The organism is Siminovitchia fortis (assembly GCF_007681465.1).
Lineage (GTDB): Bacteria > Bacillota > Bacilli > Bacillales > Bacillaceae_C > Siminovitchia > Siminovitchia fortis.
In genome coordinates this window covers 23,738-38,391 of sequence record NZ_VEKZ01000016.1, presented here as the reverse complement: position 1 = coordinate 38,391, position 14,654 = coordinate 23,738, and the positions used below count along the sequence as shown (strand labels likewise).

The following is a 14,654-nucleotide window of genomic DNA, read 5'->3' as shown; positions in this document are numbered from 1 at the left end:
CTACCCAAAGGAACGTCCAATCCTTCCCGAAGAAGCATCCAAGTCGTTCAAACGGTAACGAATCTGTGTGATACCTTCCCGAAGTAGCGCCCAAGTCGTTCAAACGGTAACGAATCCGAGCTATACCTTCCCGAAGGAGCATCCGAGTCGTTCAAACGGTAACGAATCCGTGTGATACCTTCCCGAAGGAGCGTCCAAGTCGCTCAAACGGTAACGAATCCGAGCTATACCTTCCCGAAGGAGCATCCAAGTCGTTCAAACGGTAACGAATCCGTATAATACCTTCCCAAAGGAACGTCCAATCTGGAAAAACAGTCAAGAATCCCGTGGCATCCTTCCCGAAGACCCGCCCGATGCCGTTACGGTCACGGAGCCGGCGGCCAATCAGTTGTTCCGTCACAGAAGCCTTTAGGTCGTATACTCCCCGTTAATTCTCACATAATCATACGACAGATCGCATCCCCAGCCGGTTGCTTTTCCCGGACCATCTCCAAGCGAAATGGATATGACAATCTCATCGCCCTCCAAATAACTTTCAAGATCCTCAAGATTCGATTCCGCTGGTTCCCCGCCGCTAAACACCGGAATGTTGCCAAACGCCACGGAGACTTTTTTCGGTTCAATCGGGTACTCCGCGTTCCCTATGGTTGAAATGATCCTTCCCCAATTGGGATCGGCCCCAAATATGGCCGTTTTCACCAATGGCGAGTTGATGATCGACTTCATCATCGCTTTGGCTTCATTATCATTTTTGGCTCCGTCCACCTGAACCTCAACAAGCTTTGTTGCTCCTTCGCCGTCTCTGGCCAGATCTTTGGCCAGGCTGACCAACATATCCGTCAGTACCTGCTCAAACTTTTCAAGGTCAACGGGGCCTGCAAGCCCGTTTGCCATTGCAGCTACCGTATCGCTTGTACTCGTGTCGCCGTCTACGGATACCATGTTAAAGGAAACATCCACCGCCCGCTTTAACACGGCTTTCAGTGTTTCCGGTTCAATTTGTGCGTCGGTCATAATATAGCTGAGCATTGTCGCCATGTTCGGCTCAATCATCCCGGACCCTTTGGCGATGGCGCATAAAGTGACGCCATCAATTTCTTCCGAACGATATTTTGCGAAAGTGTCTGTCGTCATAATCGCTTCGGCAGAGTCTTTCAAGCCGTCTTTTTTCAACTCGCCTCTTAATCCTGGAATGCCGTCAATGATTTTTTGGACCGGCAGCGGAACCCCGATCACCCCTGTCGAGGAGGGCAGGATATCTTCAGGGCTGATCGTTAATTCTTCGGCAACTGCCGCTATGATTGTATGAACATCCTGGATCCCCTGGTTTCCGGTCGCTACATTTGCATTTTTGCTGTTGATGACAAAAGCTTGGAGAAAACCATCTTTTATATGTTCTTTTCCGACTGTTACAGGTGCACCGCAAAACTGGTTTTTTGTAAACATGGCAGCGGCTGCTGCGCGGGTCTCGGAGTAAATGACGGTAAAATCAGGTGTATCGTCTTTTATGCCAAGTCTTTTGGCGCATGAGTAAAAACCTTTCGGAAGCTGTGTATGTTCCATTGAAAATTCTCCCATCTTAAATAATTTTCATTTATCAATATTATACTGTGGTCTTCGTAAAAAGAAAGGGATAATTGAATAATTATAAAAATAAATGAATAATTATTTAAAAATATATTGACTTTCCACCTGCAATCGGTAAGATTGACATTATAGATTGATTCAAAAGGTGATGAAAATGATCGAAGTCCGCAAGGCGGTTCTCAAGGATATCGATAAGGTATACGAGCTTGTCAACCAGTATGCCGACGAGGAGCTGCTGCTTCCGAGAACACGAGAATCCCTAATCATTAATATACAGTCCATTTTCGTAGCGGAAGAAGGAGATGAAGTTCTCGGGGTTGCCTGTCTGGCTGTCCTTGGGCAGGACATGGCGGAAATTCGGTCTCTCGCTGTTGACGGGAAGGCGCAGGGCCGTGGGATTGGAAAGATTTTAGTGTTGAAAATTATTGAAGAAACAAAAAAATTGGGGATCTCCAAGTTGATTTCGTTAACCTATCAAGTTACGTTTTTTAAGAAATGCGGGTTTGAAATTATACAAAAGGAAGCGATGCCGCAAAAAGTCTGGACAGATTGCATCCATTGCCCAAAGTTTCCGGCATGTGATGAAGTGGCAATGGCTATCACTTTTTAACAGCCAGGTAAAAAGTTTGTCGAATTCATGAAAAAATTAGATTGACAGTTTCTTTACACAGTTGCTATATTTATATCGTCATAGATCATTCATGAATGAATCATACAATTTAAGCAAGACTGTCAAATCTATCCGGACTTTGTTGGGGAAGCAAAGCATAACGTAGATTTAGAGCCAGTTTACTGTATAAATGACCGCCTGCGAAAAAAGAGGACATTTAGGGTAAAACTGGCTTTTTTATGCTTTGATTTTTCCGATCGAAAAAGGAGGAGGTTTGTGTGGTCGACGTTTATTCATCAGGGAATAGGGCAAATGACTTGAAAAAGCGGCGCGAAACAGCTGTGGCCAGAGGATTGAACAATGTAACAGGAATTTATGTCAATTCTGCAAGCGGTTCAACTTTGAAGGATGCAGAAGGGAATGAGTATATTGATTTTGCGGGAGGCATCGGGATCCAAAATACCGGCCATAATCATCCGCGGGTGGTCAAAGCCATTCAGGATCAGCTCTCAAAATTCATTCATCCGTGTTTTCATGTAACGCCGTATGAGATATATATCCGGCTGGCCGAACGGCTTAATGAACTTACGCCTGGAAATTTTTCAAAAAAGACAATGCTTGCAAACAGCGGCGCGGAAGCAAATGAAAACGCAATAAAAATGGCCCGGAAGTACACGGGCAAATCCGGTATCGTAGTGTTTGACCGCGCCTTCCACGGGCGGACGCTTCTGACGATGTCCTTGACGAGCAAAGTCATGCCGTATAAAAAAGGGTTCGGTCCCTTTCCGGGTGAGATCTATAGACTCCCCTATCCTTATTACTATAGAAGCGATGAGGGGCTTACCCGGGATGAAACAGATAAGCTGATGTTAAACAACCTGCACAACTTCTTTCAATATGAAGCAGACAAAGACAGTATTGCAGCAGTCCTGATTGAGCCTGTCCAGGGCGAAGGGGGATTTGTTGTCCCTTCGGAAACATTCATGCAGGGATTGAAAAAATTCTGTGAAGACAATCAGATTGTTTTTATCGCAGACGAAATTCAGACCGGATTTGGCCGCACAGGAAAAATGTTTGCCATGGAGCATTTTGGAGTGGAACCCGATCTTACGACCATGTCCAAATCAATCGCTGGCGGCCTGCCGCTCAGTGCCGTAACAGGAAAGGCAGAAATCGTTGATGCGCCGGAACCGGGGCAGCTCGGCGGAACGCTGGGTGGAAGCCCGCTGGGATGCGCTGCGGGGCTTGCCGTCTTGGATGTGATTGAAGAGGAAAACCTGTTGGACAGAAGCGTATGGATGGGTGAAAAAATCCAATCAGCCTTTAGCCGATTAAAGGACGAATGTGAAACAATCGGTGACGTACGCGGCCTCGGGCCGATGTGCGCCATCGAACTTGTCGCGGACAAAAAGACAAAGGAGCCCGCAAAGGAGCTTACTGCCAATATCGTGAAGCGATCGTGGCGGGAAGGCCTGATCATATTAAGTTCCGGTCTTTATTCCAATGTCTTGCGCTTCCTTCCTCCTCTGACGATGGACGAAAAAACAATTGACAAAGGATTAGCCATCTTAGAACGAGTCATAGAAGATGAATCAAAACAACTAATGGATATCCAGGGAGAGTGAAAGTTATGGCAAATTACCTGAACTTTATCAACGGAGAATGGGTCAGTGCTTCTTCTGGCGAAAAGCATGAACATTTTAATCCTGCAAAGCCGTCTGAAAGCATTGGATTCACTGAAGTGTCAGCCGTAGAAGATGTTGAAAAAGCGATTGAGGCTGCAAAGAATGCAGCATCAGGCTGGAAAGCAATGTCTTCAGTCAACCGGGGTGAAATACTTCGAAAAGCAGCGGATATATTGGAAGAGCGTGCAGACGATATTGCCAAAACGGCTACTCAGGAAATGGGGAAACGTTTTGTCGAAACAAAAGGGGAAGCACTCAGAGGAGCCGCTATCTTAAGATATTTCGCACAGGAAGGCCACCGCAAAAAAGGCGAAGTACTTCCTTCTGCGGCTGACGGAACCACTTTGCTTGCGGTCCGTGTACCTGTCGGAGTTGTTGCAGCCATTACACCTTGGAACTTCCCGATCGCCATTCCGATCTGGAAAATAGCTCCTGCCCTTGTGTTCGGAAATCCGGTCGTGTGGAAGCCGGGACAGGAAACAGGCATTACAGCGGCAAAAGTGGCAAAAGTATTCGAAGATGCGGGACTGCCTGCCGGTGTCCTTAACCTCGTATTGGGCAGAGGTTCCGTAATCGGCGATGTTCTTACCACTCATAAAGATGTATCTGCAGTCACTTTCACCGGTTCAAACGCAGTCGGCCAAAATATTGCAAAACTGGCGACTGCTGGCGGCAAGAAATTCCAGCTTGAGCTTGGGGGCAAAAACCCTGCTGTTGTTCTTGCGGATGCAAACCTTGACCTTGCTGCACGTCTTGTGGTAGAAGGAGCAATGAAGCAGACGGGCCAGCGTTGTACTGCAACAAGCCGTGCTTATGTCGAAGCAAGCATTTACGATGAATTTGTTGAAAAAGTGATTGACAATGCAAAGCAAATCACAATCGGAAACGGCCTTCAGGACGGCATCACCATGGGCCCTGTTGCATCCAAAAAGCAATTTGACACAGTTACAGGCTATATCCAGAAAGGGAAGGACGAAGGGGCTGAACTTCTATATGGAGGCAGCACATTGGATATCGACGGGGGATACTACATTGAACCGACGATTTTTGGAAATGCTACTCACGAGATGACGATTGTGAAGGAAGAAATTTTCGGCCCGGTTGTGGCGCTGATGAAAGTGGCTGATTACGACGAAGCCCTTGAAAAAGCCAATGATACAATTTACGGATTAAGTGCCGCCGTATTCACAAACAGCCTTGAAAAAGCGTTCCACTTCATAGAAAACAGCGAAGTGGGAATGGTTCAGATCAATGGTGAAACAGGCGGTGCCGAACCGCAGGCTCCGTTCGGGGGAGTAAAAGCCTCAGGCCAAGGCCCGAAGGAGCAAGGCCAATCGGCAGCCGAATTCTTTACTACAAATAAAACGGTAACGATCAATCCATTTGCTAAGTAAAAAAACCTGCCTGCCGAAAGAGACAGTCTTTCGGCAGGAACCTTCAAGAAAAGTGCAGGTTTGCAATCCGCTGCTAAAAGCTATTTTAATAGAGCTTGTCTGGCATCATGGCTGCTTTAGCGAGATAGCGCTTTTCATCAGAAGGAAGATTAAATTAAAGGAGTAAAAGAATGCAAAACGAACAAGATGTTAAAAAGGTTTTATCACGCTGGGACGTCCTGTTTTTAGCGTTCGGCGCCATGATCGGATGGGGCTGGGTTGTTATGTCGGGAGAGTGGATCCTGGGAGCCGGGACAATCGGTGCGATGATCGCATTTGTAGCCGGTGGAATTCTCGTTATTTTTGTCGGTTTGACATATGCCGAACTTGCATCATCTATGCCTACAACAGGCGGAGCACTTATATATGTATTCAGGGGTGTCGGCCCTAAAACAGCTTTTACGGCATCATGGATGCTGGCGCTTGGATACATTTCGGTAGTGGCATTTGAAGCCGTAGCGCTTCCGACAGTTATCGAGTACATATTCCCGAATTATAAAGTGGGATTTATGTATACAATCAATGATTATGATGTGTATGCTTCATGGGTATTGGTCGGTGTCGGGGCTTCCATTTTCGTAACGATTGTCAACTATCTCGGTGTGAAATCTGCTGCCTTCCTGCAAATGGTTTTAACCATTGTGATTGGTATTATCGGTTTATTACTTATTTTTGGCGGCGTATTCAATGGAGAAGTGGCAAATACCGAACCGTTGTTTGTCGGCGGAATTGGCGGCATCATGGTAGTCGCGATCATGACGCCTTTCATGTTTGTCGGCTTTGACGTAATTCCGCAAACAGCGGAAGAAATGAACGTACCTGCCAAAGCCATTGGTAAAATCCTCATTCTGTCCGTTGTTTTAGCGATTATATGGTATATTGCCATTATCCTGGCTGTTGGACTTGGCCTGGATAAAGATTCGCTGGCAGCTTCAACATTGCCAACAGCGGATGCCATGGCCAAATTATTTGGAAGCGACATCTTCGGTATTGTCTTGATTCTTGGGGGTATTGCCGGGATCATCACAAGCTGGAACGCATTCATCATCGGTGGAAGCCGGATTTTGTATGCTATGGCAGACAAAAAGATGATTCCTGCATGGTTCGGTAAAATCGATAAGAAACACGGAACACCTACAAATGCAGTTCTGTTTATTGGTGTTTTGGCTACTGTAGCTCCATTGCTTGGACGACCTATGCTTGTCTGGCTTGTGGATGCGGGCGGACTTGCCATTGTCATCGGTTATTTACTTGCAGCAGTCGCTTTTGTACAGCTTCGTAAAAACGAGCCGAACATGGTTCGTCCTTTCAAGGCCGGAAAATCCAGCGCGATAGGATGGATTGCGATCGTCTTGAGTATCTTCTTTGTCATCCTTTATATGCCTGGCATGCCTGCAGCGCTTGTTTGGCCATACGAATGGGCAATTTTCGCTGGATGGGCTATTTTGGGTATTCTTCTCATGGTTGCAATGTGGAAAAACTTCCCTAAAGAAAAATTGAAATACATTGATAAAGAGTAATCAAGGTTAATTAAATTGAATCCAATCCAACAAGGATTGGATTCAATTTTTTTGTTTTTTGCACTTGTAAGCTATATTTTTGTGTGATAGACTCTAAATTGTATCCAAAATGATTTGGGGTGGATATTTTGTCAAAAGAATTGGCTCAGCAAAAGTCGACAGTTGTGAACAATGTCACGAAACGCCTGAGAGAGGCCATTTTGGACGGTACTTTGAAAAAGGGTGACCGGTTGATTCAGGAAGAATGGGCAGAAAAGCTGAAGGTCAGCAGAATGCCGATACGAGAAGCACTTACACAACTGCAAATGGAAGGACTTGTGGAAATCGTCCCCCATAAGGGTGCAGTTGTCACCCCAATTACAAAGGAGAATATAGAGGAAATCTACTGTATCCGGTCCATGCTGGAAGGCTTGGCGGCAGAAAAGTCGCTCCCATTTCTGACGGATGAGGACAAGCGGAATTTGCACGATATCGTGGTCCAGATGGAAACGCTGGATTTGAAGGATGAGACAAATGGGGAGTATATCCGTCTGAATGCAGCTTTTCACCGGATCCTCATGAGCGGATGTCCGTGGCCAAGGCTTCGTAAAATGGTTGAAACTCTTGGTATTTCACCTATCGCGCCGAATCTGCTGATTGATTATTATCAGGAGACACAGCGGGAACACAGACGCATTTATGAGGCTGCATTAAGGGGAGACCCGGCTGAATTGCGTGCTGCGGTGGAGTATCATATTTTGCGTACAAAAAATAATTTAATAGATTGCATGGAAAGCATGAAAAAAAACTCATAAAACAAATGGAGGCATAAAATTATGTATGATTTCGCGATTGTAGGCGGCGGTATTGTTGGTTTGTCAACAGGAATGGCCCTTTATAACAGATTTCCTAACGCAAAAGTTGTCGTCATTGAAAAAGAGGCATCTGTGGCAGAACATCAAACTGGGCATAACAGTGGTGTTATCCACTCCGGAATTTACTATAAACCTGGCAGTTTCAAAGCCCGATTTGCGAAACAGGGCAGCCAGTCAATGAGAGAGTTCGCGGAAAAGCATGACATTGCTCATGATATTTGCGGTAAAGTCATTGTTGCGACAAATCAGGAGGAGCTTCCTCTGCTTGATAACTTGTATGAAAGAGGCTTGCAAAACGGGCTTGCCATCACAAAAATCAGTAAAGAGGAATTGCTTGAAATTGAACCGCATGTTGCCGGTCTTGCCGCAATCCGTGTTCCCATGGCTGGAATCATTAACTATAAGCAGGTAAGTGAAAAATTCGCAGAAATCATCCAGGAAAACGGCGGCGATATTCTCTTAAATACAAAAGTGGAGAAAATCAATGAAAGTTCCGACTCAGTTGTTATCGAAACTACTAACGGAACAGTTAAGGCCGCCTTGGTCATCAACTGTGCAGGACTCCACAGTGACCGCGTAGCCGCAGCAGCAGGTTATAAAACAGATATGAAAATTCTGCCGTTCCGCGGAGAGTACTTTAAATTGAAACCAGAAAAACGCCATCTTGTAAAAAACTTGATTTACCCTGTTCCTAATCCGAAGTTTCCATTCCTTGGCGTTCACTTTACGCGTATGATCAACGGGGAAGTGGATGCAGGTCCTAACGCTGTGTTAGCATTTAAGCGTGAAGGTTACAAAAAGCTTGATTTCAGTGCAAAGGATCTAGCGGAAAGTCTTGCATACAAGGGCTTATGGAAACTTGCCGGAAATTTCGCGAAAGAAGCAGTAGGAGAGTATGTCCGTTCCTTTAGCAAAGCACAATTTACTAAAAGCCTCCAAGCCTTGATTCCTGAAATCCAGGAGGATGATTTGATTCCAGCACCAGCCGGTGTTCGTGCTCAAGCGCTCAAAGACGACGGATCCATGGTGGATGACTTCAATATCATCATGGGGGACAGAACGATTCATGTATGTAACGCGCCATCACCAGCTGCCACTGCATCCATTGAAATAGGAAAAGAAGTGGTTAGACGAATTCCTGAACAAACACATCTGAAAGAAGCAGCTGTAACATTATAATTTTTGAAAGAGGAGATTAAATCCATGGAGTTCAATGCCAAGACAATGTTTATTGCCGGTCATGCACGCCTCCCGCAGGGAATGGCTGCAAAGAGTGTGTATGAAACCTTAACGATTACAGCTGAAGTAGATGTAAAATACGGAGTAATTCTTAAAGCTTCTGCCACACTTGCAACGGAACACGGCAGTGATTTCATTGGGCGTCTATTAAGGGGGACAAGCTTGAAAGACGGAATCGATGAGCAGATCGAAGCCATTCAAACGTACTACCGCGGGAAAGCGACGAATGCTCTCATCGCTGCAATGAAGGACCTTGATCTTCACTACAAACAAATCACGGCGGCTGAGAAATAATATTTGATTGATAAATCGTAAAGAGACCCTTCCGATGTTTAAAAACTGGAAGGGTTTTTTATCTTTGAGGTGCCAGGTCTTTTAGAAAGTTGGGATTCAATGGAAAACAAACAATTGTTTAAAGAAGCCGCCAAATACAAGAAATGGCTGGAGAATATTACGCTAAATCCTTTCGAATGTAAAATCAACGGGCGAAGCTATTACTTTGCTATTTATCATGGCAAAGATCCGAACAAGCTAAAAGGTTATGCTATCATTTCGCTGGATGGAGGCCCTAACAAGGAATATCGAGAGGCCTTGTATCCGCTGACACTTTTTTCAGGTGCAAGTACCAATATTTTTAATATCATGGGGGCCAGGAGTAAGATTAAACCCGATTATTTTAAAACAGTCATTCAAGCGATCGATGATTCCGGAAGTATATCAGATGGGATACTGCAAAAAGGAAAAACTCTATTTGAAAAGATGATTGAATTACAGATACCATTCATTGACCTTTATAAGGAATATGAACATTATTATGACAACACCATTTTAGTGAAAAAGGTTATTGACGAAAAGGACATTGATCACACATTAACTGTCCTTGGCAAGCTGGATATCCTTCAATTCAAGCAAGGGTTATTGCTGACCGAGTATGATCCGATCATGCCCGAGTTTTTCAAAAGGCTTGGCGAATTAAAAAATAAGTTTCCCGGTGACAGCTGGAACTTCATCAAAGGTATGAGAGATAACAGAAAAGTTTTGGGCAAGAGAATGGCTGAATTCAAAATGGACAGGGAGATTATTCACCTTCCGGAAGAACAGCAGATTGAAGCAAAAAAAGAATATACGAGAAGAAGCGCAGAAAAGCTGATTAAAGATAGGGAGAAATTGCTGCGGGGGCCAGCCGCTCTATGAGTCAATTTGAAAAGTAAGGAGTTTTATCGTGGATAGGCCGGTATCATTGCTTTTTCAGTTATTACCGGAAAATATGGCACCCTGCGATATACAAAAAATTGGGCGGAGTGCCAGCTATTGGAGGCGAAACGCATTGTTCAGCAAACAACTAGTTAAAGAAGCAGGCAAATATAAGAAGTGGCTGGAAGCTTATTCAATCAACCCTTATTCCTATCCCATCAATGGTCGTGCCTATTATCTGACAATATATGGCAAAAATCCGCAGCAATTTAAAGGATATGCTGTTATCTTGGTCGATGGCGGACCGAGTGAAGAGTATCGGCATGCCCTCTTCCCATTGACCATTTTTTCCGCAGCCAATGCAAATATTTTTGATTTCGGCGGGCCGAGGAGCCGGATATTACCGACTTATTATCAAGGCATCATTCAAGAGATACAGACCTCAGCTGACCCTAACCTCGCTAAAACCAGTGAATTATTCAGTAAACTGTTGGAACTTCAGTTGCCGTTCAACCAACTTTACCGCGAGTATGATGATTTTTATAACCAGGAAATCATGGCGAAAAAGACAATCGCGGATAAGGATATCGAACATACATTAATCACTTTGGCAAAATTGGATCTGCTTCAATTCAGGCAGGGAGTCTTACTGGAAACATACGATGAGATCATGCCCGAATTTTTCAGGAAAGCGAAGGAGATGAGGGGAAAGCTGCCGTCTGAAAGCTGGAATTTCATCAAAGGGATGCAGGACAACAGGAATATTCTAGGAAAACGGATGGCGGATTTTGATTTCGAGAGGTCAATTATGTCTTTGCCGGAGGAAGAACAGATTGAAAGAAAAATCCAGGATGCCAAAAGGAACGCAGAGAAGCTCATCAATGAAAGGGAGAGCCTGCTTCGGGGGCCGGCTGCTTTATAATCCAATATGAGAAGTTAGGAGCGATCAGGAAAAACCACCTGTTGAAAATTCAAGAAGAAAATTTATGACAATTTTGTTGACATTTTTTATACTGGGTGGTAATCTTGAATCAAGCAATCATTATAACATATTCACCTTTTGAAAACTGCCTTTTCAAAATCCGTGAATAGTATAGATTTTTTGGAGACCGGAAAATAAAATATGCAGACTGCAATATTCACTGTGACTCTACAGCCATAGAGCGGTGAAGTGAATATAAGCCAGTTGCCGATATGAAACCTTTTCTAAACGGGATGGGTATATCGACAGCTGGCTTTTTATGTTTTCTGTTTCTCCACGATTAAAATTATACTTTTCATTAAACAGGAGGAATCTGTAATGGGCGTTACAAAGGAAAAAAAGTTTCTGAAAACAGGAAAAGCATATGAAGTGAAGTCTCATCCGCAATCCGACCGTTTATATCACATTGAAATCGACAAAGAAGCCATTGCCAAATTCCTGGCAGCTGTCGAAGAAAAAAATATCAGCGTTCAAGTCCTTGAATATACACCATACCAACGTCAAATCGTTGCTTCACTTCTTCAAGATTTTGTCGGTGAAGATCTTGGTGAAATACTAAGAGGCATTATTCATGACCGTGAGTCCGGCGGTTTCACATTAGGTTTGGAAGGTGTAACAGAAGATACTGATGAGTTTGTGATCTTCGGAACTGCTATCTCTCATTTGGTAGGTATGCCAAACTTTGATGCGATGACAGGAAAATACTATGCACGTTTTACAGTAAAACACACAGACAACAGTGACTCTTTCCTTCGCCAGGCATACCGTTTATTCACATTGCACACAGACGGAACATTCGTTGACGAGCCAACAGACTGGCTGCTAATGATGAAAATGGTCGAAGAAAATGCTGTTGGCGGTGAGTCAAGGCTCCTTCACTTGGATGACTGGAAAGAACTTGACAAATTTGCCAACAACCCGCTTGGAAAGCATAAATTCACATACATTGCACCACCAAGCAAAAACGTACAGCAAACAGTAGATCGTGCTACATTCTTTAACGTGAACGATAAGCCATGCATCTGCTTTATCGACCAGTTTGTATATCCTGAGTCAATCGAACAGGCAAAATATTTGGAAGACCTATCTGCGTCATTGGAATCTGACGAAAGTGTCATTGAACTGGAACTTCCAGTCGGCGACCTTGTCGTACTCAACAACCTGTTCTGGATGCACGGACGTGCAGCGTTCGAAGTGAACCCTGACTTGAACCGTGAATTGATGCGCCAACGCGGACGCTTCGTTGAATAATTTTAACTAAGTCATTTGTTACTCAATTGTTAATAACCTCTACCTTCATTTTTTCGCACCCGGCAACGGGTGCGGTTTTTTAAAAAATTAAAGAAGTATAAATTGTTACGAATGTTTGCTCCAAATTAAGCCTTTCATTGTCCAGCTCCAGCGCCTATCGACTAGCAGACTTCGCGCCTCCTCCGATAAGTCAACATCGGCTCCTTCGTCGCCGTGTTTCCTTTATTTCGTCGAAGCCACTCCTGCCCGTACGTCGATAAACAGGCGCTTGCACTTTTCTCATGATCCTCTTATGGAGCAGCGATTAAAATTTACGATTTTGCTGGTCAGGCAAGGTTATATTTCTTGATTTTATAATTCAGGTTTTGTCTTGAAATCCCCAAAAGCTTGCTGGCTTTCGTTACATTTCCGTTTCCCTCTTTTAATGCAAGCTGTATAAGAGTCCGTTCGAGATTTTCTTTCTGCTCTTCCAAACTCCCGCCCGAAAGCAATGAGGGCTTTGGAACTTTAAGAGTTGCAGAAATCTGGTTGGACTCATTAGCCCTTGCTTGGAAAGTTGCCGACAAATGATGATAGGCGATCGACCGCTCTCCATCCATCATATTTATACAGCCCTCAATCGTATGTTCCAATTCCCTGATGTTTCCCGGCCATTCGTAATTCATGAAGATCCCCATCACTTCCGGTTCCACGTTATCTACCTTAATCTGCAATCTTTCGCTGTGTTTTTCCAGAAAGTGCCGGATCAAAACCGGAATATCTTCTTTTCTGTTCTTCAATGGCTGGATGATCAAATTTACCACGCTTAAACGGTAAAACAGATCTTCTCTCAATCTGCCGTTTTCGATAGCAGAATAAGGGTCTTCATTGATGGTGGCAATAACTCTGACGTCAACATCAATCGATTTCTTTGCACCAAGGCGCTGAATTTTCTTCTCCTGCAAAAAACGCAACAGTTTGGCCTGCAGGTTAATGCCCATGGAATTGATTTCATCAAGGAGTAAAGTTCCGTTATGGGCCTGCTCTATTAACCCTTCTCTGTCAATGGCTCCGGTAAAGCTCCCTACAGAAGTACCGAATAACAGACCTTCCAATAAGTGTTCGGGAAGAGCAGCGCAATTTTGTGCGATAAATGGATAGTTTTTTCTCGGGCTGTCGTTATGAATGCTCTGGGCAAACAATTCCTTGCCAGTTCCTGTATCTCCGATAATCAGGGTTGACGATGAAGTTCTGGCGGCCCTGCGGGCCTGGTCTACTGTTTGCCGCATGACTCTGCTTGTGAAAATAATATCCTTGAATTGAAAACGGGTGTTATTGTCCCTTCCCTTTGGCTTTTTGCCTATTTTTGTTTGAGGTTCGTTGTTTATATTGCGGATCGTCTCTTCCAGTTGCTTCTGCTCGGAAATATCTTTTACGATCTCAATTGCCCCGGCCTGTCTGGCGCCAATCTTCAAAGTTTTTGATTTTGAAAGTGTTGTTACGGCCTTCCCGCTGTTAGTGAAATATGTTTCACGATAATTCAACGGTTTTGAAAGCCTTAATGTTTTTAAAAGGATACTGGAGTTTTCATCCATATCAGGAAATGCTTCCATGAGCAATTTGCCTTTTACTGAATCGGGCTCCCGCAGGTCCAATTCCCCCATTTTTTTATTGTAGAAAATCACCTTTCCTTCCATATTAATAGCACATACGCCCTCTTCCAGCATATCCAGAATGGAATCATAAAGGAATTTCTGCTCATTTGCCTGCTGAAGTTCATACTTTAACAATTGTTGCTGGGTTATATCCTTAATAATTAAGAGAAAGTGCAAGTCCAAAGGGACAATATTCATTACTAACTCTTTTGTTCCGAACGATAAGGAAATTCCCGTATTTTCTCGGGGCGACAATAAAAATTTTTTGTTTTCCAATGGCATTAACTCAAAAATGGATGTTTCTCCAACTGTATTGGAACTGAGTCCAAACAAACGGAGAGCAGTCCTGTTTGCCTTTATAAGCCGGCCTTGCTCATTTACAATCAGCATGCTCTCAAAGCAGGAATTCCATATACTCTCCAATTCTATTTTCTTCAAGTTACAAATCACTCCATATTTGTCAAATATGATTAGTTAAACTTATTAATATATTATAAACAATTGGAAAGGAAAGACAAATATTTTTCGAAAGTTTTTTTTCGGTGAAAAATGTTTTTCGCCTATTGGATCATAAAAATCACTGAATGTAACTGTTTTACGGGAAAAAATGTTGGCATGCCTTTTGCACTATGATCTTAATCAATCAGGAGGAAAGGAGCCGATGA

General features: G+C 43.9%; 12 protein-coding genes. 10 read left to right on the top strand and 2 right to left on the bottom strand.

From position 1 onward, the window contains the following. Positions 1-408 precede the first annotated feature (408 nt). Positions 409-1,563 carry a bifunctional glutamate N-acetyltransferase/amino-acid acetyltransferase ArgJ gene (argJ, locus tag FS666_RS07690; protein WP_144461248.1) on the bottom strand — a complete coding sequence of 385 codons (1,155 nt, stop codon included), beginning with the start codon at positions 1,561-1,563 and terminating at the stop codon, positions 409-411. Positions 1,564-1,741: 178 nt separating this feature from the next. Here argJ and FS666_RS07685 point away from each other — a divergent pair, with 178 nt between their 5' ends. The 10 genes from FS666_RS07685 (at position 1,742) to glaH (ending at position 12,355) form a co-directional block, all read left to right on the top strand. Next, on the top strand, positions 1,742-2,197 hold the full coding sequence (locus FS666_RS07685; RefSeq protein ID WP_144461249.1) for an N-acetyltransferase: 456 nt from the start codon (positions 1,742-1,744) through the stop codon (positions 2,195-2,197). Between the two features lie 278 nt (positions 2,198-2,475). Further along, positions 2,476-3,822, top strand: coding sequence for a 4-aminobutyrate--2-oxoglutarate transaminase (gene gabT / locus FS666_RS07680; RefSeq protein WP_144461250.1), 1,347 nt, complete (start codon positions 2,476-2,478; stop codon positions 3,820-3,822). A gap of 5 nt (positions 3,823-3,827) precedes the next feature. Continuing rightward, positions 3,828-5,276 (top strand): aldehyde dehydrogenase family protein, encoded by a 1,449-nt coding sequence (locus FS666_RS07675; RefSeq protein WP_144461251.1) that lies wholly within the window; start codon positions 3,828-3,830, stop codon positions 5,274-5,276. 170 nt (positions 5,277-5,446) lie between these two features. Continuing rightward, the gene (locus tag FS666_RS07670; protein ID WP_144461252.1) at positions 5,447-6,835 is read left to right on the top strand and encodes an APC family permease; all 1,389 of its coding nucleotides are present in this window, start codon (positions 5,447-5,449) and stop codon (positions 6,833-6,835) included. Between the two features lie 128 nt (positions 6,836-6,963). Then, positions 6,964-7,629, top strand: a complete 666-nt coding sequence (locus tag FS666_RS07665) for a GntR family transcriptional regulator (protein WP_144461253.1) — start codon at positions 6,964-6,966, stop codon at positions 7,627-7,629. 21 nt (positions 7,630-7,650) lie between these two features. Next, positions 7,651-8,868: an L-2-hydroxyglutarate dehydrogenase gene (lhgO, locus tag FS666_RS07660; RefSeq protein ID WP_144461254.1), complete on the top strand. Its 1,218-nt coding sequence runs from the start codon at positions 7,651-7,653 to the stop codon at positions 8,866-8,868. Positions 8,869-8,892: 24 nt separating this feature from the next. Next, positions 8,893-9,222 carry a DUF3870 domain-containing protein gene (locus tag FS666_RS07655; RefSeq protein WP_144461255.1) on the top strand — a complete coding sequence of 110 codons (330 nt, stop codon included), beginning with the start codon at positions 8,893-8,895 and terminating at the stop codon, positions 9,220-9,222. A 99-nt stretch (positions 9,223-9,321) separates the two neighbouring features. Then, complete coding sequence (locus tag FS666_RS07650) at positions 9,322-10,122, top strand: hypothetical protein (protein ID WP_144461256.1); 801 nt, start codon at positions 9,322-9,324, stop codon at positions 10,120-10,122. 133 nt (positions 10,123-10,255) lie between these two features. Beyond that, positions 10,256-11,044 (top strand): hypothetical protein, encoded by a 789-nt coding sequence (locus FS666_RS07645; protein WP_144461257.1) that lies wholly within the window; start codon positions 10,256-10,258, stop codon positions 11,042-11,044. A gap of 378 nt (positions 11,045-11,422) precedes the next feature. Further along, complete coding sequence (gene glaH, locus FS666_RS07640) at positions 11,423-12,355, top strand: glutarate dioxygenase GlaH (protein ID WP_144461258.1); 933 nt, start codon at positions 11,423-11,425, stop codon at positions 12,353-12,355. Between the two features lie 326 nt (positions 12,356-12,681). Here glaH and FS666_RS07635 read toward each other — a convergent pair whose 3' ends face one another. Continuing rightward, positions 12,682-14,427, bottom strand: a complete 1,746-nt coding sequence (locus FS666_RS07635; RefSeq protein WP_144461259.1) for a sigma 54-interacting transcriptional regulator — start codon at positions 14,425-14,427, stop codon at positions 12,682-12,684. Positions 14,428-14,654: the final 227 nt, after the last annotated feature.